Origin of the sequence: Microbacterium sp. Leaf436 (assembly GCF_001424715.1) — a bacterium.
In the GTDB taxonomy this organism is placed as follows: Bacteria; Actinomycetota; Actinomycetes; order Actinomycetales; family Microbacteriaceae; genus Microbacterium.
Genome location: NZ_LMRB01000001.1, coordinates 450,208 through 474,419 on the forward strand (window position 1 = coordinate 450,208; position 24,212 = coordinate 474,419).

Genomic DNA, 24,212 nt, shown 5'->3' on the forward strand with positions numbered 1-24,212 from the left:
TGGAGGGGTGAATCCCCGCCTTCTCCGCGTCGCGGGACCCGTCATCCTGATCGCGGTCTCGCTGATCGCCGTCGTGGCGGGACTGGCGTACGGCGGCGGAGCCGCCGAGGTGCAGCTCGCCGACCCCGGTCCGGTCGTGCGGTGGGGGCTCCCGATCGCGACCGTGCTGGTCAACCTCTCGGCGGCCACCCTGGTCGGCTCCCTCGTGCTGGCGCTGTTCGCCCTGCCCGCGGGGGAGCGGCCGTTCGAGATCGCGCTCGACACCGCGTCGATCGGCGCGGCGGTCTTCACCATCGCCGCCGCCACCACCGGGTACCTGACGTTCCTGAACGTCCTGAACGCCAAGCCCACCCTCGACGCCGTCTTCGGTCAGCAGCTCGGCCGTTTCCTGGTCGAGAGTCCGCTGGGTCAGGCGTGGCTCATCACGACCATCGCCGGTGCCGTGCTGACCGTGCTGACCTTCGCCGTGCGGTCGTGGATCCCCACCCTGCTCGTCGCGATCCTGGCTCTGGCATCTCTCATCCCGATGGGGACGCAGGGGCACGCGGGCACCGAGGCCAGTCACAACGCCGCGGTGATCTCGCTCGTCCTGCACATCATCGCCGCGGCCGTGTGGCTGGGCGGTCTCGTCCTGCTCGTGGTCGTGCGCCCGGCGATGTCGCGCCGGCAGCTGCAGGCGGTGCTGCTGCGCTATTCGTCGATCGCGCTGGTGGCCTTCGTCGTCGTGGCCGTCTCGGGCACCGTCCGCGCCTCGATCACGCTCCTCGACGTGTCGAACCTCTTCTCGACCTACGGCTTCCTGGTGCTGGTCAAGGTCGCCGCACTTCTCGCGATGGGCGTCCTCGGCGCGTGGTACCGCCGCCGCCTCATCTCACGCATGGCCGACGAGCCCGGTTCGCGGCGGTTCTGGGGCATCCTCACGCTCGAACTGGTCTTCATGGGTGTCGCCAGCGGTGCGGCCGCCGCGCTGGCGCGCACCGCCCCGCCCGTCGAGGCGCCGCTGGTCGGTCAGACCCCGGCCGAGGTGCTCACCGGTTCGCCGCTGCCGCCCGAGCTCACCCTCGAGCGCTGGTTCACCGCGTGGGACGTCGACCTGCTGTGGGCGTTCGTCGTCGCCTTCGCCCTGTTCTTCTACCTGGCCGGCGTCTGGCGCCTGCACCGCCGCGGCGACGCCTGGCCCATCCACCGCACCGTGATGTGGACCCTGGGCATGCTGGGGGTGTTCTGGGTCACCTCGGGACCGATCAACGTGTACCAGGACTACCTGTTCAGCATGCACATGATCGGCCACATGCTGCTGTCGATGGCGATCCCCCTGCTGCTCGTGACGGGGGCGCCGGTGACGCTGGCCGCGCGGGCCATCCGCAAACGCGACGACGGCACCCGCGGTGGTCGCGAGTGGATCCTCTGGGCGGTGCACAACCCGGTCGCGAAGGTGCTCACCAACCCGTACGTCGCGGCGGGGCTGTTCATCGGCTCGCTGTGGGCGTTCTACTACACCGACCTCTTCCGGTGGTCGCTGTACGACCACGTCGGCCACATCTGGATGGTCGCGCACTTCCTCGTCACGGGGTACCTCTTCGTGCTGAGCCTCGTCGGCATCGATCCGGTGCCCTACCGCCTGCCCTATCCGATGCGTCTGCTCGTGCTCATCGCGATCATGGCGATGCACGCGTTCTTCGGCATCGCGATCATGATGAACTCCGGCCTCATGGTCGCCGAGTGGTTCGGTGCGATGGGACGCACCTGGGGGGCGACACCCCTGCAGGACCAGTACGTCGGCGGTGGCGTGGCCTGGTCGGTGGGCGAGATCCCGACGCTCATCCTGGCGATCACCGTCGCGATCCAGTGGAGCCGCAGCGACGAACGGCAGCAGAAGCGCCGTGATCGGCACGTCGACCGGGTCGGAGACCTCGAACTCGACGCGTACAACGAAGAGCTGGCGCGTATGGCCGAGCGCGACGCCCGCGTCGCCGCACGCCAGCGCGGCTGATTCCGCTCAGTCGGACTGCCCGCCCACGAGGATCGAGGCGGTGCCGTCGGGCAGCACCGTGATCGCGCCGTCGACGCGGAAGGGCACGTCTTCTTCGACCGAGCGCACGCTGCCGTCGAAGATCGAGCGGATGTCGACGCGGATGTGGGCGACCGCCTTGGCCGACGGAATACGCCAGCCGGCACCGTCGGGCACCACCGTGACGACGGGCTGCTCGACGATCGACCAGTCGGGGGCTCCGTCGATGCGGTTGCGCACGGTGAACCCGAACGGGCACCCGGTGGGCTGCAGCACCTTCTGCTCGGCGCACGACGAGAGGAAGTCCTCGACGCGCTGCTGCACGACGGCGATGAACTCCTCGGTCGGTTCGGCCTGCACGTCGATGGGGATGCCGGCCAGGGGCGCATCGGCGAGCACAGCCACCCCGGGGGTCGCCGAGATCGCCGTGTCGACGGCGACCGAGTACAGCCCGGGAGAGAAGACCAGCAATGGCACGTCGGCCGTGGGATCGGTGTCGGCCCGGTCGATCGACACCTGGCGCTTGTCGACCTCGAAGCCGTTGACCGAGAAGCGCATCGACCCCTGCACCGACAGGTCCATCACGGCGAGCGGGCTGCGCGCGAAGCGCCAGCGGGGCAGCAGGCTCGACCCGCCGTCGCGCTGCACCGACAGCGTGGTGGTGCCGGCGTACCCGCCCGCCGTGTACGACACGGTCAGGCGGGTGACGTCGCCCTCGACGGATTCGTCGACGATCGCGGCATCCATCAACGGGGTGAGTGCCTCGGGCCGCAGCAGCGCCTCGGACGCGGTCGCGGGAAGGCCCGCGGCCTCGAGATCGGCCGAGTCGACGGCGACACCCGGAACGGCGAGCGCCTCGGCCGCGCGGCGGTCGTGCAGCAGCTCGAGGTAGTGCATGACGAAGGCCCGGGGACTGTAGAACTCCCGGTACAGCGACGCGGCTCCCCCGCCCAGCGCGGCGAGCAGCAGGATGCCGATGACGATGATCGCCGGGATCTCGAACCGCCCGCGCGGGCGCGCGCCGATGACGCCCCTGGGCGTCGCGGGGCCCCCGCCGGCGTTGTCCACGCCCCCAGTCTAGGAAGCCCACCTGCGCAGATGCCGCGCGCCGCCCCGCGGCGTCACGCGGGCCCACCGGGAGGGGCGGAGTGGCGCCCGCGTCGCGCGTCTCAGTCGGCGACGAGCGAGTGCACGACGGCGACCGCGGCCAGCTGCCCGGCGGCGATGGCCGCGGCGAGCGAGAACATCGGCCCGGGCAGGTGCTCGGCCTGCGCGTGGTCTCCGACCGCGTACACACCGGGCATGCTGGTGCGCCCGAAGGCGTCGGTGCGCACGGCCCCCGCCTCGGTCACGGCGAGATCGAGCTGGGCGGCGAAGGGGGCGTTCGGGCGCCAGGTGGGAGCGATGAACGCGCCGGCCACGTCGAGGTGCCCGCCCTCGTCGAGCAGCAGGCGGAGCCCGTCGGCCGTGCCGTCGACCCGTTCGACGCGTGCCGGGTCGACCAGGTGCACCTCGGATGCCACGGGCTCGAGCATGCGGCCCAGCACCGCCGCGTGCGGCGAGGCGTTGACGACCGCGACGGGACGACCGGCGAACTCGTGTCCGTGGCAGAAGGGGCAGTTGGCGATGCGGTCGCCCCACTGCTCGGCGAGGCCGGGGATCGCGGGGAGATCGTCGGTCACGCCGGTGGCGAGGATCACCGCGTGCGCGCGCAGGGGCTCGTCGTCGACGGTGACCGTCAGTTCGTCGCCCTGTTGCGCCACGGTGGAGGCGACGGCATCCCGGATCTCGACCGTCGCGTACGCGCCGATCTCGGCACGACCGAGTCGACGCAGCTCCGCCGGGTCGCGGTCGTCGTTGGTGAGCAGGTTGTGGGCGTGGCTCACGGTGGCGTTGCGGTACGTGCCGGAGTCGAGCAGCAGGGTGCGTCGGTGCATTCGACCCAGGGTGAGGGCGGCCTGCAGTCCGGCGGGGCCGCCGCCGATGATGATCGCGTCGTACATGAGGGTTCCTTCCGCTTGCGTTCTCGTCCATCGTGTGACTTCATGTCGACATGAAGTCAAGCGGGGAGTCGATCGGCGAGGCGGCGGCGCGATTCGGGCTCGAGACGCACGTGCTGCGCTACTGGGAAGACGAGGGGCTGCTGCGCCCGGGTCGGGATGCCGCGGGGCGCCGGCGCTTCGACGAGGGCGACAGCGTGCGCATCGCCGTGATCCTGCGCAACAAGGCCGCGGGGCTCTCGCTCGAGCAGATCCAGGTGCTGCTCGACGAGGACGCGCCCGACCGCCACCGGGTGCTCGAGGAGCACGTGGCCGAGCTCGATCGGCGCGCGGCCGACATCGCCCAGGCCCGCGCGATGACCGAGCACGCCCTGCGCTGTCGCGCGCATGACATCACCGAGTGCCCGCGGTTCCGCAGCCACGTCGCCGACGTGCTCTCGGGCGAGGCGCGCTGGCTGCTGGTGCGCACCGAGCCGTCGTGCGAGACGCCTGCCCGCTCCCGGTCCGACGACGCGTCCACACCCCGCCGTCCGGCGACGGCGGTGCGAACTAGCATGAACCGGTGACCACGCCGCCCCTCTCCGCCGAACAGCAGGCGCTGTTCCGGCTGATCGAGGACACCCGTGAGCACGTCTTCGTCACGGGCCGGGCGGGTACGGGCAAGTCGACGCTGCTGCAGCACCTGGCGTGGAACACGAAGAAGCAGATCGCCGTGTGCGCACCGACGGGGGTCGCGGCCCTGAACGTCGAGGGCCAGACGATCCACTCGCTGTTCCGCCTGCCCATCGGTCTCATCGCGAACGGCGACATCGACCAGAACGACGCCACCCGCAAGATCCTCAACGCGATCGACACCCTGGTGATCGACGAGATCTCGATGGTCAACGCCGACCTGATGGATGCCATCGACCGCTCCCTGCGTCAGGCCCGGGGTCGTCGCGCCGAGCCGTTCGGCGGCACGCAGGTCGTGATGTTCGGAGACCCGTACCAGCTCGCCCCGGTGCCGCCGCGCGGCGACGAGGCGCGCTACATCGACGACCACTACCGCTCGTTCTGGTTCTTCGACGCCAAGGTGTGGTCGGGGGAGTCGGCCAGCGACGGTCTCATCGACATCGGCCGGCACGGCGCCGAACTGCACGTCAACGAGCTCGTCGAGATCCACCGGCAGTCCGACCCCGGGTTCAAGACCCTGCTCAACGCGGTGCGCTACGGACGGGTGACGGCCGAGATGGCCGAGGTGCTCAACACCGCCGGGGCGCGCACCCCTCCTCACCCCGCCGACGGCGAGCACCCGATCATCACGCTCGCCACCCGTAACGACCGGGTGAACACGATCAACAGGCGCCACCTCGACGAGCTCATCGGGCGCACGCAGACGGCAGCCGCCGAGATCTCGGGCGACTTCGGCCGCGGCGAGGCGAACTACCCCGCCGAGATGGAGCTGACGCTCAAGGTCGGCGCGCAGGTGATGTTCCTGCGCAACGACGGGGCGCAGTTCGGCGAGGCGCCCCGCTGGGTCAACGGCACGATCGGCACCGTCACGCGCATCGCGGGCGACAGCGTGCGCGTCGAGGTCGACGGCACCGAGCACGACGTGGAGCCCGCGGTCTGGGAGAGGTACCGCTACGCCTACGACCCGGGCACGAAGAACCTCTCGCGCGAGATCGTCGCGGAGTTCACGCAGTTCCCGCTGCGGTTGGCGTGGGCCGTGACGATCCACAAGTCGCAGGGCAAGACCTACGACCGCGCCGTCGTCGACCTCGGCGCCGGCGCCTTCGCCCCCGGGCAGACCTACGTCGCGCTCAGCCGTCTCACCTCGATCGACGGCCTGTACCTGACGCGCCCGCTCCGGCCCAGCGACATCCGGGTCGACGAAGACGTGCGCCGCTTCATGAAGCAGGCGTGGCTCGGCCGCCAACAGGCGGCGGCTCAGGCGACCTGAGCCGCCTTCGCGCGCGCGAGGTCGGCGAACAGCTCGGTGTTGAACCGGTAGGCGACGAGCACCTCGGCGATGACGCGCTCCTTCTCGTCGTCGTCCCAGGGGGCGGCGTCGAGCTGCTCGCGATAGACGCTCTTGAACGCCTTCGGGTCGGCGATGTCGCCGAAGAGGAAGAAGCCGATCCCGTTGGTGTCGAAGCCGAAGCGGCGCTGCATGAGCCGGCCGATGAAGAGCCCGCCCGACAGGTCGCCCAGGTACCGCGTGTAGTGGTGCGCGACGAAGCCGCCGGGCCAGGTGGCCGCCACCCGCCGGATGCGAGAGACGTACGCCTGCGTGGTGGGCAGCGGCGAGACGAGGTCGCGCCAGTCGGCGCCGAGCAGGAACGCGAGGTCGGCCTCGAGGGCGGGGAGGCGCGTGAGCTTGTCGCTGAGGAACACCGATGCCACGGGGTCGCGCCGCAGAGCGACCGCCGACTCCTCGAGGGCCGAGTAGATGAACCAGTGCTGGGCGACGAGGGCGACGTAGTCGTCGCGGGTGCCGCTGCCGGTGAGCAGCTCGGTCATGAACCCGTCGCACTCGCTCGTGGAGTGCGCACTGCTGGAACGTTCGCGCAGCGCGGTGGAGAACGGGATGACGGCGTTCATGACGTCATCATACGCAAAGAGTTAGGCTGGCCTAACCCCTGTTTTCGACGGAGTTCGCGGCATCCGCCCCGCAGCCGCCCCCAGATGTGATGCAGACGTGACGAGTCCAGGATGCAAGGGGCGGTGACGTTCAGGCGGCGTGTGTTTGAATCTTTCGAGCGGGCGCTTCGCCGCGCTCGGATTCCTGGGGGTAACACATGCGGGGATGGCGTCGTTCCGCGGCCATCGCGATCGCGGGCGCCAGCGCGCTCGCCGTGGTTCTGAGTGGCTGCACGCCTCAGGCGTCGGTGGCCCTCGACGTTCCCGCGCAGGTCGACGCCCCCCTTCCCGAGGCCACCGTCTCGGAGCTGCAGGACGCCGTCACCACCGCGATGGCCGCCACGGGTTCGACGGGCGCCATCGTGGGCGTCTGGGCGCCCTGGAGCGGCACCTGGGTGTCGGGCTTGGGAACGCAGGGCCCCGGCGGCGCAGAGGTCACCACCGACCTGACCTTCCGCGCGGCCGACGTGACCGGCGCCATGACCTGCGACGCCGTGTACCGACTGGCCGCCGACGGGACGCTGAGCCTCAGCGACCCGATCACGCAGTGGGTCAGCAACCTGCCCGGATACGAGGACATCACGCTGCGTCAGCTGTGCGACGGTACCTCGGGACTCGCGTCGTACACCTCGGTGCTCGAGGGCATGGTGCTCAACAACCCCGACCGCGCGTGGAACCCGCGCGAGCTCATGGCCTACGGCATCGCGAGCCCCCGCCTGAACGCCCCGGGCGCCTCGTTCGGCGACTCCGCCACGAACTACCTGCTGGCGGGCCTCGCGGTCGAGCGGGCCACGGGCGAGTCGCTCGCGCAGGTCATCTCGGAGCGGGTCGCCGAGCCGCTCGGTCTCGACGCGACCGCGCTGCCGTCCTCGGCCCCCGCGAACCCCGCCGCGTCGTCGCTGCAGGGCTACTGGTCGCAGCCCAGCCCCGAGGGCGTGTGGAACTGCACCGACCCGCGCGAGTTCACCGAGATGTCGGCGAGCTACGGGGGTGCCGCCGCGGGTGCCGTGACCGACATCACCGACCTGGGGCACTACGCCCAGGCCCTCGCCTCGGGTGCCCTGCTCCCCGATGGCGACGACCGTTTCGCCTCGCCCGTCCCCGTCGGGGGCGACCAGCCGACGTGGTTCACGGCGTCGGGGGGAGCCTTCCAGGCCGGCTCGCTCATCGGACAGTACGGATGGATGCCGGGCTACATGGTCGGCGCGTTCGCCGACCCCCGCACGGGCATGTCGATCGCCGTGGTGCTGAACAACTCCGGCGGCAACAAGATGACGTCGGCGTGGTTGGCGTGGGAGCTGGCGGCCATCGCGTCGAAGGCCCCCGCGGCGCAGGGGCAGACCGCCCCCGAGGCGGGCCTGCCGTGGACCTCGCAGCAGATGCGCGACGGCATCCTGGCCAACGCCATCTGCCCGCAGCCCGCCGCGTGACCCCGCGATGATCGCTCGCGGCGGCCAAGGGTCGGCCGCGTCGCTCGTGCTGGTGGGCCTGGCCTGCCAAGAGGTGGGCGCCTCGTTCGCGGTCATGCTCTTCCCGCAGACCGGACCGCTCGGCATCGTCATGCTGCGCCTGCTGTTCTCGGCCGTCCTGCTGCTGCTCATCGCGCGGCCCCGCCTGCGGGGGCACCACGCGGCGGCGTGGCGCTCGGTCGTCGGCTTCGGCGTCGTGCTCGCGAGCATGAACGGACTGTTCTACCTGGCGCTGGAGCGGCTGCCGCTCGGCGTCACCGTCACGATCGAGGTGCTCGGTCCGCTGACCCTGTCGATCCTCACCTCGGCGGGCCTGGCCCGGTGGCTGTGGGCCGGGCTCGCCCTGGCCGGGGTGGTGGCGCTCGGCGCGGGCGGGTGGGACCGCCTCGACGCGCTCGGAGTCGTCTTCGCCCTGGGGGCCGCGGTGAGCTGGGCGCTGTACATCCTCGCCTCGGCGCGCGTCGGCCGGGAGTTCCCCCGCCTCGACGGTCTCGCCCTCGCCATGACGGTCGGCGCCGTGATCTCCCTGCCGTTCGGAGTGTGGCAGGCGGGGTCCGCGCTGCTGCGCATCGATCTGCTCGCGGTGGGAGCGGCGGTGGCGCTGCTGTCGTCGACCATCCCCTACGCGCTGGAGCTCGTGGCGCTCAGGCGGCTCCCCGCCTCGGCGTTCGCGATCCTGATGAGCCTGGGGCCGGCGACGGCATCGATCGCCGGGTTCCTCCTGCTCGGGCAGCACCTCTCGTGGCTCGAGCTCGTCGGCATCGGGCTCGTCATCGCGGCCAGCATCGGCGCCGTGCGGGCGGCGACACGACGCGCGGCCGGGGCACGGCATCCGGGACCCGATGCCGCCGCAGCGCTCGGCGAGCCCCTCGGCTGAGGGATGCCACGCCCGGCCCGGTCGTGAGCACGGCGCCTGCGCGCCATCGGGCGGATCTCGCTCGCGAACCGTAGCGGAAGGACCCGGAGAAAGAGCGACCGGGGTCGTTCTTTTCACGCTATGGTTCACCCGTGGATCGCCTCAAACTCCTCTCCTTCGTCGGTTGGCTCATGATCGTCGCGGGGGTGGTCAACCTCGTGCTGGCCATCGTCGACATCTCGTCGGGTGCGAGCGTCGCCAACAACGGCCTCGCCGCGGCCATGGGTATCGTGCTGACGATCGCCGGGTCGATGCAGGTGGCGAACAAGGGGCGCGCGCGGCGCTGAACCCGCTCGGCCCGCGCAGGGCTCGCTGTCACCCCACGGACACCTGGCGGGGGTAGAACGGAACCATGCCCATCATCGACAGCGCCGTGTACGTCGGCGGTCACCGCATCGAGAATCCCTCGAGTCTCGACCAGACCTTCGAGTACATGGAAGCCCATGGCGGGATGGCCTGGATCGGCCTGCTGCGGCCCTCGCCCGAAGAGCTCGAGCGGGTCGCCGCCGAGTTCTCGCTGCACCCCCTCGCCGTCGAAGACGCCCTGACCGGCCACCAGCGCGCGAAGCTCGAGCGCTACGGCGGCAATCTCTTCGCCGTGCTGCGCCCGGCGCGCTACATCGACGCGACCGAGACGATCGAATTCGGTGAGCTGCACGTGTTCATCGGGCCCGACTACGTCGTGACGGTGCGTCACGCCGAGGTCCCCGACCTCGCGCACGTGCGTCACCGCCTCGAACAGCAACCCGACCTGCTGGCGCGGGGACCCGAAGCGGTGCTCTACGCGATCCTCGACGAGGTGGTCGACCAGTACGACCCCGTGGCACGGGGCCTGCAGAACGACGTCGACGAGATCGAGGACCAGCTGTTCGGGGCGGGCGGCGCCGAACTGACGCAGCGCATCTACGAGCTCGCCCGCGAAGTGATCCACTTCCAGCGCGCGACCGAACCCCTGCGCGACATGCTCGAGGCGCTGCTGCGCGGATCCGAGAAGTACGGCGTCGACATCGAGCTGCAGCGATCACTGCGCGACGTGCTCGACCACGTGCTGCGCCAGTGCGACAAGCTCACGGCGCTGCGCGCCATCCTCGACAACGCCCTCACGGTGAACGCCACCCTGGTCACCCAGCGCCAGACCGAGACCTCGCTCGAGCAGAACGAGCAGGTGAAGAAGATCTCGGGCTGGGCGGCCATCCTGTTCGGTCCCTCGCTCATCGGCGCCATCTACGGCATGAACTTCAAGAACATGCCCGAGCTCGAGTGGCAGTACGGCTACCCGCTCGCGTTACTGCTGATGGTGGCCGTCTCGGCGGGTCTGTGGCTGACGTTCAAGTGGAAGAAGTGGCTCTGAGCCCGCGGCATCCGTGAGCTCGGGATGCCGCGGCACGCGGCGCGCTTCCTGGACAGACGCTGCGTGAATCGAATGATGGGGAGGTGAACGACTCCACTCCGCGCTCCGGCGATGCCGTCGAGCCGACCCCCACTTCGACCGTGCAGCTCGAGGACGCCGGCTACCACAAGCGGCTCACCGGGCGTCAGGTGCAGATGATCGCCATCGGTGGCGCCATCGGCACCGGCCTCTTCCTCGGTGCGGGCGGACGCCTGGCCCAGGCCGGGCCCGCCATCGTCATCTCGTACGCGGTGTGCGGCCTCTTCGCGTTCTTCATCCTGCGCGCGCTCGGCGAACTGGTGCTGCACCGGCCCACGTCGGGGTCGTTCGTCTCGTACGCCCGCGAGTTCTTCGGTGAGAAGGCCGCGTTCGTCTCGGGCTGGTTCTACTGGATCAACTGGGCGACGACGACGATGGTCGACATCACCGCGGCTGCGCTCTACATGAACTTCTTCGGCAAGTACGTGCCGTGGATCGCCGCGGTCCCGCAGTGGGTGTGGGCCCTGGCCGCCCTGGTGACGGTGCTCGCCGTCAACCTCGTGTCGGTGAAGGTCTTCGGCGAGCTGGAGTTCTGGTTCGCGCTCATCAAGGTCACCGCCCTCGTCGCGTTCCTGCTGGTGGGCATCTACTTCGTCGTCTTCGGCACCCCCACCGGCGCCCCCGTCGGCTTCTCGCTCATCGCCGACAACGGCGGGTTCTTCCCCAACGGCATCCTGCCCGCGATCATCCTGATGCAGGGCGTGGTGTTCGCCTATGCCTCGATCGAGCTCGTGGGCACCGCCGCCGGCGAGACGAAGAACCCCGAGAAGATCATGCCGCGCGCGATCAACTCGGTCATCTTCCGCGTCGCGATCTTCTACGTCGGCTCGGTGCTGCTGCTCTCGCTCCTGCTGCCCTACACGGCGTACTCCAAGGACGAGAGCCCGTTCGTGACGTTCTTCGCCTCGATCGGGGTGCCCGGGGTCGACGTCATCATGAACCTCGTCGTGCTGACCGCGGCGCTGTCGTCGCTGAACGCGGGGCTCTACTCCACCGGCCGCATCCTGCGCTCGATGGCGGTCGCGGGCTCGGCTCCGAAGTTCGCGGCGCGCATGAACAAGGCCGGCGTCCCGTACGGCGGGATCGCGATCACCGCGGTCGTCGCGCTGCTGGGCGTCGTGATCAACTACGTCAACCCCAGCGACGCCTTCGAGACCGTCCTGAACGTCGCCGCCGTCGGCATCCTGGTCACCTGGGCGACCATCATCGTCTGCCAGATGAAGTTCAAGCGCCTGACCGACCGCGGTGAGCTCGTGCGACCGGCGTTCCGGCTGTTCTGGGCGCCCTACACGGGCTATCTCACGCTCGTGTTCCTCGCGGTGGTGATGGTGCTGGTTTTCATCGACTCACCCGCCACGCTGCTCGTGGCGATCGGGGCGAGCATCCTCATCACGATCGGCTGGTTCGCGTGCCGCAAACGCATCGCCGCGCTCGCCGCGGAGCGCGAGGGCCACACCGGCGCGGTGCCCCTGGTCCCGAGCCCCTTCCCGAAGCGCTGAGCCCGCCCCCTCCGCGCGCGCGCGCCCTCTTCGGTCGTGCCCCCTCTCGCCGCCACCCCGGCGTTGAGTGTCCAGGACACGCCGCATCGGGGCGGCGTGGGGCGGCGTGTTCTGGACACTCAACAGGGGTTCGGGCGTCCGGAGGGAGCAGGGCGGACGCGGGCGCAGGGCTGGGCGGGCGCAAGGGCGGGAGCAGGGCGGGCGCGGGCGCAGGGCCGGGCGGACGCAAGGGCGGGGCGAGCGCAGGGCCGGACCGGAGCGGGCCCGCACGGGCGGGGCTCAGGCGTCGAACGGCCAGCCGCAGTACGCCTCGGCCAGGTAGGCGCGGCCGTGCTCCGATTCAACGACGGTGCGCAGCTCGCCGAGCTGGCGGCGGCGGTCGAAGTCGGTGGCATCCGGAGCCACGTGCAGCAGGCTCGTCATCCACCACGAGAAGTGCTGGGCCTTCCAGATGCGGCGGCTCGCGGTCTCGGGGTACGCGTCGAGCAGGCGCGCGTCGCGGTCGACCAGCAGGGCCCCGAGGGCGGCGGCGAGCAGGCGCACGTCGGCGATCGCGAGGTTCATGCCCTTCGCGCCCGTGGGCGGCACGGTGTGGGCGGCGTCGCCGACGAGGGCGACGCGGCCGCGACGCAGTTCGTGCGCCACGAAACTGCGGAAGCGCAGCACGTCGCGCTGGAAGATCGGGCCCTGCTCCAGCGTCGTTCCGGGAACGCGCTTCTGCAGCTCGTCCCACAGCTGCTCCTCGGAGTACGCCGCGGTGTCGGTGTGCGGGTCGCACTGGAAGTACATGCGCTGCACGGTGTCGGAGCGCTGGCTGACGAGCGCGAAACCGTCGGGGGAGTTGCTGTAGATCAGCTCGTCGCTGCTGGGCGGCGCCTCGCACAGGATGCCGAACCAGGCGAACGGGTACTCGCGGAAGTAGCCGCCCTGGCTCGAGCCGGTGACGCTCGCGCGGGTGACGCTGCGGGAGCCGTCGGAGCCGACGACGAAGTCCGCCTCGATCTCGAACGGGGCGCCCTCGGCATCGGTCGCGATCACGCGGGGCCGGTCGGTGTCGGCGTCGTCGATGCGCTCGGCCGTGACGCCGAAGCGCAGGTCTTGACCGGCCTCGAGGCGCGCGGCGATCAGATCTTTGAGTACCTCGTGCTGCGGGTACAGCCAGACGGCGCGACCGACGGTGTCGGCGAAGTCGATGCGGTGCCCCTCGCCCTCGAAGCGCAGTTCGATCCCGTCGTGGCGGTTCCCGACGGTGCGGGCGCGCGAGGCGGGACCGATCGTGTCGAGCAGTTCGACCGTGCCCTGCTCGAGGATGCCGGCGCGGATGGTGCTCTCGATCTCGTCGCGGGAGCGCTGGTCGACGACGATCGACTCGATGCCGGACTGGGCCAGCAGGTGCGAGAGCAGCAGCCCCGCGGGGCCGGCGCCGACGATGGCGACGCGGGTGCGGACGGTGGGGTTCATGGGCGTCTCCTTCGACGGTGCTGAGACGATGGTGTCCCTCATCCTCGACCGCCCACCCGCACTCTCCCATTCATCGGGACGCGGTAGAGGAGCTCGCGCGCTCGCGCGCGGCCGTCATCGGCGGTAGCCCAACGCGCGCTCCGTGTCGCGGGCGGCGCGGTGCAGCTCGACGAGCGCGAACTGCGTCTCGGCATCGCGGGGGAGCACCACCGACAGTGCCGCGATCACGGCCCCGGTCTCGTCGCGCACGGGCACGGCGACGCCGGTCGACACCGCGTCGACGTATCCCGGGGCGACCACCCGCCCCAGGGTGCGGATCTCGGCGAGCGTGCGTCGGAGTGCGGCCGGATCGACGATCGTCTCGGGGGTCACCGCCTCGAGGGGGCCCGCCAGCACGCGTTCCTGCAGGTCGTGCGGAGCGAACGCCAGCAGTGCCAGCCCCGACGACGACGCGTGCACCGGCAGGCGGCCGGCGACGCGGGTGATGTTGGCGCCGGAGTCGGGCGCACTCAAACGCTCGAGGAACAGGGCCTCGTCGTGCTCGAGGATCGCCAGCTGCGTGTGCTCGCGCACCCTCTGCTGCACGCGCTCCATGTACGGCAGGGCGGCCTGCCGCAGGCGCAGCGCGTGCGATGACCGCGTCGCCAGCTCCCAGAGCCGCATGCCCACACGAACGCGGCGCTCGTCGTCGCGCTCGAGGAGTCCGGCATCCACCAGTTCGTTCACGATCCGGTGCGCGGACGAGCTCGGCAGGTCGGCGCGACGACCGATGTCGGCCGTCGTCTGCGCGGTGCGCGTGGGGGTGAAGGTCTCGAGGATGCGCACGAGTCGGTCGGTGACCGAGTCACCCGAGGAGGAGTTCGCCATGGGCTCAGGATGCCATGACTCCCATTCAGCGGGAACGCGCTGGCGCCTCCGTGGCCGGTGCCGGACGATGGACATGTCGAAGGAGACCCCATGTCGCACCCCGCCGCCGCCCCCGAGACGCTGCTCGCCGCCCCCGACCAGGCGACGCAGAGTCAGATCGTCGACGAGATCCGCGCCCGTCACGCCGAGCTCGACGCGCTCGATGCCGCCGGTGAGCGCCTCGGCGCGACCGCGCACGACTTCCCCGCGTACCGCTCGAGCGTGCTGCGGCATCCGACCAAGAATCCCCGGCTCGTCGACCCCGAGACGATCGAGCTGTTCTCGCCCGCCTTCGGGCAGCGCGACGTCGCCGCGATCGAGTCCGACCTCACGCTGCAGCACGCCGGGGAACCGCTGGGTGAGCGAATGAGCGTGCAGGGGCGCCTGCTCGACTCGTGGGGACGGCCGGTGGCGAACCAGCTCATCGAGATCTGGCAGGCCAATTCGGCCGGGCGTTACATCCACCAGCGCGATCAGCACCCCGCCCCGCTCGACCCGAACTTCACCGGCGCGGGGCGCGCGGTCACGAACGAGAACGGCGAGTACCGCTTCACGACGATCAAGCCCGGCCCCTACCCGTGGAAGAACCACCGCAACGCCTGGCGGCCGGCCCACATCCACTTCTCGGTGTTCGGCTCGTCGTTCACCCAGCGGCTCGTCACGCAGATGTACTTCCCCGGTGACCCGCTGTTCGCGCTCGACCCGATCTACAACAGCATCCACCGGCAGAAGGACCGCGACGCCCTGGTGGGCGTCTACGACCACGACCTCACCTCACCCGAATGGGCGACGGGGTACCGCTTCGACATCGTCGTCGACGGCGCCGATGCGACCTACTTCGAGCAGGAAGGCGACGAGTGATGAGCGCCGTCCCCCCCAAGACCCACCGCGCCACCCCCGGCCAGACCGTGGGGCCGTTCTTCGCGTACGGCCTGGAGTTCCCGAAGCAGCACCAGGTCGCCTTCCCCCACTCGCCCGGCGCGATCGTGCTCGGCGGCACGATCCTCGACGGCGCGGGGGCACCCATCCCCGACGCGCTCATCGAGATCTTCGGGGCGGATGCCGACGGCTCGGTGCCGCGGGCGCGGGGCGCGTTGCGCCGCGACGACCACACCTTCACCGGCTTCGGCCGCGCGTTCACCGACGACGAGGGGCACTTCGAGTTCTGGACCCGCGAGCCCGGTGGCATCGGGGGCCGCGCCGCCTTCTACGCGGCGATCGTGTTCGCGCGGGGGCTGCCCGACAAGCTGCACACCCGCATCTACGTGCCCGGTGACGACGCCGCGCTGGCCGCCGACCCGCTGCTGACCTCTCTGACGCCGCAGGAGCGCGCTACTGTCGTCGCGACGCGCACCGCCGACGGCGGCCTGCGGCACGACATCCGGCTGCAGGGCGAGAATGAGACGGTCTTCCTTGCCTTCTGAGCCCCCCACGGTGGTCGACGTCGGTTTGCTCTCGCCGGTGACGGTGGGGCACGACCTGCTCGTGTCGGACGGGTTCGTGCTGGACGCGCTCGTTCGCGCGGAGTGCGCTCTGGTCACCGCCTACGCCGAGCTCGGCGTCGCGCCGCGGCAGGTGGCGATCGAGGTCGACCACGTCTTCGGGCTCGACGAGAGGGGCGGCTCGCCCGCGCGGAATCTCCCCGCGCGCAATGTCGATGTCGGCGCGCTGGTCGCGGCGTCGGTCGCCGGGGGGAACCCCGTGATCCCGCTCGTCGGCATGCTCAAGGAACAGGTGCCGGCCGACTGCCGGCCGTGGATCCACCGCGGCGCCACCAGCCAGGACATCCTCGACACCGCGCTGATGATCGTCGCGCGCCGCGCCATGGAGAAGGTGCGCTCGTCGCTGCGCATCGCGGGGGAGCGGGCCCGGGAGCTCGCCGTCACGCACGCCGACGACGTCGCGGCCGCTCGCACCCTCACCCAGCACGCCGTTCCCACGACGGTCGGCGCTCGGGCCGCGACGTGGGCGCGGGGCATCGAGCGGGCGCTCGCGCGCGTCGATGCGCTCGCGTACCCCGCACAGCTCGCCGGCGCCGGCGGCACCCTGGCCTCGTTCGTCGAGATCACGGGCTCGCACGAGAACGCGGCGGCGCTGCCCGCGGCGTTCGCCCGGGCCGCCGGCCTCGACGCCCCCGATGCTCCCTGGCACGTCACCCGCTGGCCGATCACCGAGCTCGGCGATGCCCTGGCGCAGGTTCTGGACGCGCTCGGCAAGCTGGCCACCGACGTCGCGACCCTCGGTCGCACCGAGATCGGCGAGGTGTCGGAGGGCGTGGGCGGCGGATCGTCGGCCATGCCGCAGAAGCAGAACCCCGCCGAGGCGGTGCTGATCCGCTCCGCCGCCCTGCGCGCTCCGCAGCTGGGGGCGACGCTGCACCTCGCGGCCTCCCTCGCCGTCGACGAACGCCCCGACGGCGCTTGGCACGCGGAGTGGCCGACGCTGCGCGAGCTGCTGCGTCTGGCGCTGGGGGCGACGCGGCACGCGGCGTCGCTCGCGTCTCACCTGCGGGTCGACGTGTCGGCGGCGCAGCGCAACGCCGGGCTGACCGGCGGTCGACTCGTGAGCGAGCGGCTGCGCGGAGTGCTCGTGCCGCTCATCGGCGCGCCGCGGTTCGCCGAGCTGCTCGCCGGCGACGGCGACCTGGCGGAGCGCCTGCGCGCGCTGCCCGAGGCGGCGGGACTCGACGTGGACGCCGTGCTCGACCCGTCGCAGTACGTCGGCATGGCGCCGCGGCTGGCGCGGGGCGGGGCCGACCGCGAGGCAGGCGGCGGCCGCGCAGAACGCGCGGCATCGGGCGCACACGAACACGGGCCGGACGAACACGGCCTGCACGAACACGGCCTGCACGAACACGGGGTGGACGAATGAGTGCGGTGTCGCTGATCTCGCTGACCGAGCCGGTCGGCTCGCCCGACGCGCCGCTCGTGGTGCTGGGGCCGTCGCTCGGCACCTCGACCATCCTCTGGGACGACGTCGTGCCGCTGCTCGCCGACGACTACCGCGTCGCCGCGTGGGACCTTCCCGGCCACGGCACGGGGCCCGTCGCGCGCGAGGCCTTCACGGTCGCCGACCTCGCCGATGCCGTGGCCGCGGCCGTGCCCGACGACACCTTCCTCTACGCCGGCGTCTCGCTCGGGGGAGCCACCGGACTCGAGCTCGCGCTGCGGCACGGCGATCGTCTTCGTGCCGCCGCGATCGTGGCATCCGGAGCCCAGCTCGGCGACCCCGGCGCCTGGGCCGAGCGCGCCGCGCAGGCACGGGCGCAGAGCACGTCGAGCCTCATCGTCGCCTCGGCCCGACGCTGGTTCGCCCCCGACTCGATCGCGCGGCGCCCCGAGCTGACCGGCCGGCTGCTGCACGCGCTGCAGGACGCCGACGACGACAGCTACGCCCGCTGCTGCGAAGCGCTCGCCGCGTACGACGTGCGCTCGGATCTCGGTCGGATCGACGTGCCCGTGCTCGCCGCGTGGGGGGCGTTCGACGCCGTCGCCCCCGAGGCCAAGGCCGTCGAGATCGCCGCGGGCGTGGGCAACGGTCGGGTCGAGCGCATCGACGGCGCCGGGCACCTGCCCCCCGCCGAGCAGCCCGAGGCCGTGGCCGCCCTGCTGCGCTCGTTCTTCGCCTCCACCTCTCGAAAGGCCGCCTGATGCCCACCGACCAGGAACGCCACGACCAGGGGATGGCCGTGCGCCGCGCGGTGCTCTCGGACGCGCACGTCGACCGCGCGACCGCGGCGACGACCGACCTCACCGCCGACTGGCAGGACTTCATCACGCGCGTCGCGTGGGGCGACATCTGGTCGCGTCCGGGTCTGGACCGCCGGTCGCGCTCGATCGCGGTGCTCAGTTCGCTCATCGCGCACGGGCATCACGAGGAGCTCGCGATGCACCTGCGGGCGGCGCTGCGCAACGGCCTGACGATCGACGAGATCCGCGAGGTCATCCTGCAGTCGGCGATCTACTCGGGCGTGCCGGCCGCGAACACGGCGTTCCGCATCGCGTCGCAGGTCTTCGCCGAAGACGCGACTCACGCGCCGGAGTGATCGAGGGCGTCGTCGTAGGCGTCGACCAGCCGGTCGAGGAAGCGCTGCACGGTTGCGCGCTCCGCGGCGTCCATGGCCTGCACCACCGTCTCGACGCCCTCGATGAGGGGCGTGACGAGCTCGCGCGCCCTGTCGCGTGAGCCGTCGACGGGGATGACCACGAGCTTGCGGCCGTCGTGGGGGTGGCGTTCGCGGCGGATGTGCCCGGCGTTCTCGAGGCGGTGCAGCACCAGCGTCATCGCGGCGGTCGAGATGCCGAGGCGTCGGGCCAACTCGGTGGGGGTGGCGGGTCCCGTCGAGATGAGGTGGTCCATCGCCTCGAGCCCGGGTGCGTCGACGGCGAGGGCGGCGGCGACGTGCTTCTCGAACTGCTGCTGGCGCAGGGCGACGCGCTGCACGCGCGCCCGCAGATCGTCGTCGCCCAGCGGGGCGTCGCTTCGGCGCGCACGCTCGCGCTCACGGCGGTCGTCGTGCGCAGCGGGAGGGTCGTCGAGCGGGTCCACTCGTCCAGGATAGTCGTGTAGATTGCTAATCTCATTGATTATCAACGGAACGGGTGAAGAATGGCGGCGACCTCCGACCGACGCGTGCTGATCAGCGGGGCGAGCATCGCCGGCCCGGCGCTCGCGTACTGGCTGAACCGATACGGCTACGAGACGGTGATCGTCGAACGCGCCGACGCGCTGCGCACCGGCGGGCAGAACGTCGACGTGCGCGGAGCCGGACGTGAGGTGGTGCGGCGGATGGACCTGGAGTCCGACGTGCGGGCGGCGACCACCGGCGAGGTCGGCACGCGGTTCGTCGACGGCGACGGACGCACGGTCGCGGAGTTCCCGGCCGGCCGCGGCGAGTCCGACGGCGCCACCGCCGAGCTCGAGATCCTGCGCGGCGACCTCGCGGAACTGCTCGTGGAACGCACGACCGTACGCACGGAGTACCGCTTCGGCGACCGGGTCACCGGGCTGGAGCAGGATGCCGACGGTGTCACGGTGCGCTTCGAGCGAGCGCCCGAGGAGACTTTCGCCCTCGTCGTGGCCGCCGACGGAATCGGCTCGCGAACCCGCGGGCTCGTCTTCGGCGAGGAGCCGCGGATCCGCTCGCTGGGGCTCGAGACGACGTACGGGACGATCCCGCGCACCGCCGAAGACGACGACTGGTGGCGCTGGTACTCCGCGCCGGGCGGCCGGTCGATCACGCTGCGCCCCGACCCGCACGGCACGATCCGCGCGACGCTGTCGGTGGTCACCGATCGTGCGCGCCCGAGGAGCGAGCGCGGAGATGTGGACGCCCAGCGCCGCCGCCTGCGCGCCGTCTTCGCCGACGCCGGCTGGGAGGCGGAGCGCGTGCTCGACGCCTTCGACCGCGCCGACGAGCTGTACACCGACGCGATCGGTCAGGTACGGGCTCCCCGCTGGTCGAGTGGTCGGGTCGCACTCGTGGGGGATGCCGCGTACTGCGCCTCACCGGTCAGCGGAATGGGGACGAGCCTCGCCCTCGTGGGTGCGTACGTGCTGGCGGGCGAACTGGCCGCCCATGTCGACCACCGCGACGCATTCGGCGGGTACGAGCGCCTGATGCGCCCCTACGTCGCGCAGGCGCAGAACCTGCCCCCGGGGACGCCGCGGCTGGCCAACCCGACCTCGCGGGTCGGCGTGGGGGCATTCCGGACCGCGCTGCGGGTGGCATCCACTCCCCTCGCGAAGCGTCTCACGGGGGGACTCTTCACGCCGCCGGCCGACGCCATCGACCTGCCGGACTACGCGCACCTGGGGTGACGTGTCGGTGAGGTCGCGTCACGGGCCGCGCGATCGTGATGCGCCGCATCACAACGGCTTATGTCGGAATGAAGCATAAGGCGGGTAGCGTCGAAGTCACCCCACAGAGAGTGAGCGACGATGCTTCTCGAAAGAGACCTCATCCAGTCCGTCGGATTCCGAAACGTCCGCGAGGGTGACGAGATCACCGGCTTCCAGTTCCGCGTCCGGATGCCGTCGTACCGCGGCATGGCGGCGTCACTGATCGACGGGATCGGCGTGAGCATTCCGGGGCTGGTCGACGTGGCATCCGAGGTACCGCTGTGGACCCTGCAGGGCCGGCAGTACACGCTGGCCGAACTGTGGGACGGCGACGGGGTGCGCTGGCCCCTCGAAGACGCCGCGATCATCACCGTCCCGCTGCCCGGCGGTCTCCCCGACGGCGTGCACGAGCTCTCGATCGATCTGCGCCTGCGCGCCTCGTACATTCCGCTCGAGCACCAGCCGAGCCGCTACCGGGTGACCAAGCACGTCACGCTGGCGCCCGAGGCATCCGGCGCCCCCTTCCGCTACGGCGTCTCGCTCTACAGCTACATGGGCGACTACGGCACGGTCATGGACCTCGAGACCGCCCTCGCCTCGATCGCCGACCTGGGGGCCACCGGCGTCGAGATCCTCGGCGAAGCGCACGTGCCGAACTACCCGCACCCCTCCGACGAGTGGGTCGACGAGTGGTTCGCCCTGCTCGAGAGGTACGGCCTCGAGCCCACCAATCTCGGTTCCTGGATCGACACGCGGCTGCACTCCAGCGGGCCGAACGCCCGCGACATGACGGTGGACGAGGGCGCGGCGGCGCTGCAGCGCGACCTGCGGCTCGCCAAGCGCCTGGGCTTCCGCTTCGTGCGGCCCAAGATCGGCGTCGTGTCGAGCGACCTGATCCCGCACCCCATCTGGACCGAGGTCGTCGAAGCATCGCTGCCGCTGGCCGAGGAGCTCGACGTCATCATCTGCCCGGAGATCCACTCGCCGACCCCCATCAAGCACGAGGTCGTCGACGACTACATCGCCCTCATCCGCCGCACCGGCACGAAGCACTTCGGCCTGCTGCTCGACACCGGTATCTTCCAGGACCGACCGATCCCGCTCGCACCCGGCGAGCTGCCCGGCCAACGCCCGGCGTTCCTCGACGGCATCCACGTCGACCCCGCCGACGTGTTCGACGTGATCGAGAACGTGGTGTTCATCCAGGCGAAGTTCCACGACATCGACGAGCAGCTCGACGACCAGCAGATCCCGTGGGAACCCGTGCTCAAGGCACTCAAGGACGCCGGCTACACCGGGTACCTCTCCAGCGAATACGAAGGGGTGCGGGAGCCCTGGCGTTCGATCGAGCAGGTGCGCCGCCAGCACTCGCTCATGCGGCAGATCGCCGACCGGATCTAAGGACACCCCATGCCGAACGGACTGATTCACGACGACAGCCTGCGCACGCACCCCGACGGGTTCGCACTGCGCTTGACCATCCCCTGGTACCGCAGCCTCTGGCTCTCGTCGGTGACTTCGCTCGAGCTCACCGTCGATGGCGAGCGGGTGGATGCCGACGACCTCCGCGTGGCGTTCGGCGACACCGTCTTCGGGCTCGACGAGCTGCCCGAGCAGAGCGAACGGCTCTGGTTCCTGCAGGAGCACCCGCTGCTGATCGCCCGCCGCGCCGACCCGGTCGCGCTCGGCGAGACCCACGACGTCGTACTGCACGGCGAGCTGCGCCTGCCGTACATGCAGATCGCGCCCGGCCAGGACGGCGGGCCCGGGATGTACGTGCCGAACGTCGTGCACGACGTGAAGACGCTCACCGTCGTCGACGCGGATGCCGGGATCCCCGCGCTCGTGTCGGATGTGACGCCGCCGCCCCCGGCGAGCGACGACGACCCGTTCCAGCTGGGCCTGACCCTGTACTCGGCCAGCGCCGAGTTCCGCGCGGGGTACTTCGACTTCGACGGTCTGCTCGACCGGGTCGCGGAGCTGGGGATCGGTCCCGGCATCGAGATCGTGGCATCCCAGATGGTGCCGACGTACCCCGTGGTCGGCGACGACTTCGAGCGGACGTGGCGGGCGGCGTTCGACCGGCACGGCTTCGTCGCGAGCTCGTTCGGCGCGAACCTCGACATGGGTCGGCGACGCGATCGCGACATGACCCCCGACGAGGAGTTCGCGTTCTCGAAGCTCATGTTCGAGGGCGCGAAGAAGCTCGGCTTCCCGCTCGTGCGCATCCAGAGCGCCCAGCCCGCGCTGCTGCGCCGGCTGCTGCCCATCGCCGAGGAGCTCGAGCTGAAGCTCGCGTACGAGATCCACGCGCCCATGGGGCCCCACGCCGAGCCGATCCTGCGCGTGCGCGAGACCTACGCCGAGCTCGACTCGCCCCTGCTCGGCTTCGTCGCCGACTTCTCATCGACCATGCACGCGATGTCGCCGACGCTGCTGCGCGCCGTGCGCCGCGCCGGTCTCGACGACGAGGCGGTGGCGAAGCTGCAGGAGATCTGGGCGACCGATGCCGCGATGCGCGAGCGTCAGCAGGAGTTCCTCGGCTACCTCCGCGGCCGCGACTTCGACCCCGGTCGCCTGGGGTCGTTCGCGCACCTGGCCTTCAACATGCACGGGCACGTCGATCCGCGCGAGTGGGCCGACATCATGCCGCAGATCCTGCACGTGCACGCGAAGTTCTACGACATCGACGAGCAGGGCCAGGAGCCCGCGATCGACTACCCCGAGCTCGTGCGCGTGTTCGTCGAGGGCGGCTACCGCGGCTTCTGGTCGAGCGAATGGGAGGGTCATGCCTTCGCCGAACTGGGCGAGGTCGACCCGCTGCTGCTCGTGCGGCGCCAGCACGACCTCATCCGCGCGTCGATGAGGGCGGTGACGGCGGCCGTCTGACGGCACCGCGGGGTGCGGCGCGCGTGGGGGCTCGCCGCACCCCGACCGTGGGGGCGACGCCGGCCGCGCGACCGGGCGTCGGTTACGCGGGCGCGTGGCCGGCGGCGATGACGCGGCCCGCTTCGGTGAACAGGCCGCGCATCCACTCGTGCTCGGGGTCGCGCGTGTGCGAGGGATGCCACCACAGCGCGCTCACGAGAGGCGTCGCCTCGAACGGCAGGGGGACGACGCGGATCCCGCCGATGCGCAGCAGGTGCGGGGCGAGGGCCGACTGCACCAGGCCGACCCGGCGGGTACCGCTGACGAAGTGGCCGACCGACAGGAAGCTCTCGAGCACCACCTCGATGTGCGGCTCGACGCCGAGCTGCTGCACCTGGCGGGCGGCCGAGGTGAAGGCCGATCGCGACTGGAACGTGAGCACCCACGGCATGTCGGCGAGGTTCTGCATCGTCAGGACGTCGCCCACGTCGTCGTTGTCGTCGGCGACGACGGCGAGCCAATCGTCCTGCCAGAGGTCGAGATACGGCAGGCCCGAGACGGGGCCGTGCGGGATGACCATGGCGTCGGCCGAGCGCAAGCGGTTCGCCGCGTCCTCGACGATGCCGGGGTTGTGCAGCATGTAGCGGAACCGCACGCCGGGGGCCTGTTCGGCGGCGAGCTGCGAGACGATCGTGCCGACGGTGACGAAGCCGTAGTCCGACCCGTAGATGGAGAATTCGCGGGTGGACTCCGCGGGCGACCACGATGCCTGGCTCTCGAACACCCGCCGCGCGGCCTCGAGTGCCGTGGTCGTGTGCTCGGTGAGGCGCACGGCGAACGGGGTCAGCTCGTACGTGTTGCCGCGGCGGGCCAGGATCTGGTCGTCGAAGTGGGTGCGCAGGCGCGACAGCGAGGCGCTGAGGGCCGGTTGGCTCAGGTGCAGCCGTTCGGCGGCGCGGGTGACACTGCGCTCCGTGAGGAGGGCGTCGAGCGCGACCAAGAGGTTCAGGTCGAGGCGCGAGAGCGTTGCATGATCGGTCACCACGTCGTGATCCTTCGCTGGGGAGCTGTCCCTGCACTGTATCAATGGCGTCTATGCGGGGCCAGAGCTCATGCCTGACGGCGATGCGGTCGCGGCCTCATCGCCTTATGCGCCGCATCGCGAAGACTTATGTGCGTTTTCGGCGCAT

23 protein-coding genes are annotated in these 24,212 nt (G+C 71.2%); 16 read left to right on the forward strand and 7 right to left on the reverse strand.

Going from position 1 to position 24,212, the window contains the following annotated elements:
- The first annotated feature begins 7 nt into the window (after positions 1 to 7).
- A complete protein-coding gene (locus tag ASG45_RS02075) occupies positions 8 to 1,993 on the forward strand; it encodes a cytochrome c oxidase assembly protein (RefSeq protein WP_055832518.1) in 1,986 nt (661 codons plus the stop codon).
- Between the two features lie 6 nt (positions 1,994 to 1,999).
- Here ASG45_RS02075 and ASG45_RS02080 read toward each other — a convergent pair whose 3' ends face one another.
- Positions 2,000 to 3,079, reverse strand: coding sequence for a hypothetical protein (locus ASG45_RS02080; protein WP_082516412.1), 1,080 nt, complete (start codon positions 3,077 to 3,079; stop codon positions 2,000 to 2,002).
- A gap of 101 nt (positions 3,080 to 3,180) precedes the next feature.
- Complete coding sequence (locus tag ASG45_RS02085) at positions 3,181 to 4,014, reverse strand: NAD(P)/FAD-dependent oxidoreductase (protein WP_055832520.1); 834 nt, start codon at positions 4,012 to 4,014, stop codon at positions 3,181 to 3,183.
- Between the two features lie 50 nt (positions 4,015 to 4,064).
- Between ASG45_RS02085 and ASG45_RS02090 the strand changes: the two genes are divergently transcribed.
- Both ASG45_RS02090 and ASG45_RS02095 read left to right on the forward strand, forming a co-directional pair.
- Positions 4,065 to 4,577 carry a MerR family transcriptional regulator gene (locus tag ASG45_RS02090; RefSeq protein ID WP_082516413.1) on the forward strand — a complete coding sequence of 171 codons (513 nt, stop codon included), beginning with the start codon at positions 4,065 to 4,067 and terminating at the stop codon, positions 4,575 to 4,577.
- Complete coding sequence (locus ASG45_RS02095) at positions 4,574 to 5,953, forward strand: ATP-dependent DNA helicase (protein WP_055832523.1); 1,380 nt, start codon at positions 4,574 to 4,576, stop codon at positions 5,951 to 5,953. The genes ASG45_RS02090 and ASG45_RS02095 overlap by 4 nt, the downstream gene beginning before the upstream one ends.
- Here ASG45_RS02095 and ASG45_RS02100 read toward each other — a convergent pair.
- The gene (locus tag ASG45_RS02100; protein ID WP_055832525.1) at positions 5,941 to 6,594 is read right to left on the reverse strand and encodes a biliverdin-producing heme oxygenase; all 654 of its coding nucleotides are present in this window, start codon (positions 6,592 to 6,594) and stop codon (positions 5,941 to 5,943) included. The two genes, ASG45_RS02095 and ASG45_RS02100, sit on opposite strands and share 13 nt — an antisense overlap.
- 197 nt (positions 6,595 to 6,791) lie before the next feature.
- Between ASG45_RS02100 and ASG45_RS02105 the strand changes: the two genes are divergently transcribed.
- The 5 genes from ASG45_RS02105 (at position 6,792) to ASG45_RS02125 (ending at position 11,946) form a co-directional block, all read left to right on the forward strand.
- Entirely contained in the window at positions 6,792 to 8,063 is a 1,272-nt protein-coding gene (locus ASG45_RS02105) for a serine hydrolase domain-containing protein (protein ID WP_055832528.1), read from the forward strand.
- Positions 8,064 to 8,070: 7 nt separating this feature from the next.
- Positions 8,071 to 8,979: an EamA family transporter gene (locus tag ASG45_RS02110; RefSeq protein ID WP_055832530.1), complete on the forward strand. Its 909-nt coding sequence runs from the start codon at positions 8,071 to 8,073 to the stop codon at positions 8,977 to 8,979.
- 131 nt (positions 8,980 to 9,110) lie between these two features.
- Positions 9,111 to 9,305, forward strand: coding sequence for a hypothetical protein (locus tag ASG45_RS02115; protein WP_055832532.1), 195 nt, complete (start codon positions 9,111 to 9,113; stop codon positions 9,303 to 9,305).
- Positions 9,306 to 9,370: 65 nt separating this feature from the next.
- Positions 9,371 to 10,369 (forward strand): magnesium/cobalt transporter CorA, encoded by a 999-nt coding sequence (gene corA, locus ASG45_RS02120; protein ID WP_055832533.1) that lies wholly within the window; start codon positions 9,371 to 9,373, stop codon positions 10,367 to 10,369.
- Positions 10,370 to 10,509: 140 nt separating this feature from the next.
- A complete protein-coding gene (locus tag ASG45_RS02125; protein ID WP_055833179.1) occupies positions 10,510 to 11,946 on the forward strand; it encodes an amino acid permease in 1,437 nt (478 codons plus the stop codon).
- A gap of 279 nt (positions 11,947 to 12,225) precedes the next feature.
- Here ASG45_RS02125 and ASG45_RS02130 read toward each other — a convergent pair whose 3' ends face one another.
- Both ASG45_RS02130 and ASG45_RS02135 read right to left on the reverse strand, forming a co-directional pair.
- The gene (locus tag ASG45_RS02130; protein ID WP_055832535.1) at positions 12,226 to 13,407 is read right to left on the reverse strand and encodes a 4-hydroxybenzoate 3-monooxygenase; all 1,182 of its coding nucleotides are present in this window, start codon (positions 13,405 to 13,407) and stop codon (positions 12,226 to 12,228) included.
- A 114-nt stretch (positions 13,408 to 13,521) separates the two neighbouring features.
- Positions 13,522 to 14,274, reverse strand: a complete 753-nt coding sequence (locus tag ASG45_RS02135; protein ID WP_055832537.1) for an IclR family transcriptional regulator — start codon at positions 14,272 to 14,274, stop codon at positions 13,522 to 13,524.
- A gap of 90 nt (positions 14,275 to 14,364) precedes the next feature.
- Between ASG45_RS02135 and pcaH the strand changes: the two genes are divergently transcribed.
- The 5 genes from pcaH to pcaC are packed head-to-tail and all read left to right on the forward strand — an operon-like array spanning position 14,365 to position 18,358.
- Positions 14,365 to 15,174: a protocatechuate 3,4-dioxygenase subunit beta gene (gene pcaH, locus ASG45_RS02140; RefSeq protein ID WP_055832539.1), complete on the forward strand. Its 810-nt coding sequence runs from the start codon at positions 14,365 to 14,367 to the stop codon at positions 15,172 to 15,174.
- Entirely contained in the window at positions 15,174 to 15,737 is a 564-nt protein-coding gene (gene pcaG, locus ASG45_RS02145; protein WP_055832541.1) for a protocatechuate 3,4-dioxygenase subunit alpha, read from the forward strand. Before pcaH ends, pcaG begins: the two co-directional genes overlap by 1 nt.
- On the forward strand, positions 15,727 to 17,184 hold the full coding sequence (locus ASG45_RS02150; protein WP_082516414.1) for a lyase family protein: 1,458 nt from the start codon (positions 15,727 to 15,729) through the stop codon (positions 17,182 to 17,184). The genes pcaG and ASG45_RS02150 overlap by 11 nt, the downstream gene beginning before the upstream one ends.
- Positions 17,181 to 17,963 (forward strand): alpha/beta fold hydrolase, encoded by a 783-nt coding sequence (locus ASG45_RS02155; RefSeq protein WP_055832543.1) that lies wholly within the window; start codon positions 17,181 to 17,183, stop codon positions 17,961 to 17,963. Before ASG45_RS02150 ends, ASG45_RS02155 begins: the two co-directional genes overlap by 4 nt.
- Positions 17,963 to 18,358, forward strand: a complete 396-nt coding sequence (pcaC, locus tag ASG45_RS02160) for a 4-carboxymuconolactone decarboxylase (protein WP_055832545.1) — start codon at positions 17,963 to 17,965, stop codon at positions 18,356 to 18,358. The genes ASG45_RS02155 and pcaC overlap by 1 nt, the downstream gene beginning before the upstream one ends.
- On the opposite strand, the gene ASG45_RS02165 is transcribed toward pcaC, so the two are convergent.
- On the reverse strand, positions 18,343 to 18,861 hold the full coding sequence (locus ASG45_RS02165; protein WP_055832547.1) for a MarR family winged helix-turn-helix transcriptional regulator: 519 nt from the start codon (positions 18,859 to 18,861) through the stop codon (positions 18,343 to 18,345). The two genes, pcaC and ASG45_RS02165, sit on opposite strands and share 16 nt — an antisense overlap.
- A gap of 60 nt (positions 18,862 to 18,921) precedes the next feature.
- Here ASG45_RS02165 and ASG45_RS02170 point away from each other — a divergent pair, with 60 nt between their 5' ends.
- The 3 genes from ASG45_RS02170 (at position 18,922) to ASG45_RS02180 (ending at position 23,043) form a co-directional block, all read left to right on the forward strand.
- Positions 18,922 to 20,133, forward strand: coding sequence for an FAD-dependent monooxygenase (locus tag ASG45_RS02170; RefSeq protein ID WP_055832549.1), 1,212 nt, complete (start codon positions 18,922 to 18,924; stop codon positions 20,131 to 20,133).
- Between the two features lie 120 nt (positions 20,134 to 20,253).
- The gene (locus tag ASG45_RS02175) at positions 20,254 to 21,555 is read left to right on the forward strand and encodes a C-glycoside deglycosidase beta subunit domain-containing protein (protein WP_055832551.1); all 1,302 of its coding nucleotides are present in this window, start codon (positions 20,254 to 20,256) and stop codon (positions 21,553 to 21,555) included.
- 9 nt (positions 21,556 to 21,564) lie between these two features.
- On the forward strand, positions 21,565 to 23,043 hold the full coding sequence (locus tag ASG45_RS02180) for a C-glycoside deglycosidase beta subunit domain-containing protein (RefSeq protein ID WP_055832553.1): 1,479 nt from the start codon (positions 21,565 to 21,567) through the stop codon (positions 23,041 to 23,043).
- Positions 23,044 to 23,125: 82 nt separating this feature from the next.
- Here the strand turns inward: ASG45_RS02180 and ASG45_RS02185 are convergent, their stop codons facing one another.
- Positions 23,126 to 24,064, reverse strand: coding sequence for a LysR family transcriptional regulator (locus tag ASG45_RS02185; RefSeq protein ID WP_055833182.1), 939 nt, complete (start codon positions 24,062 to 24,064; stop codon positions 23,126 to 23,128).
- Positions 24,065 to 24,212 lie beyond the last annotated feature (148 nt).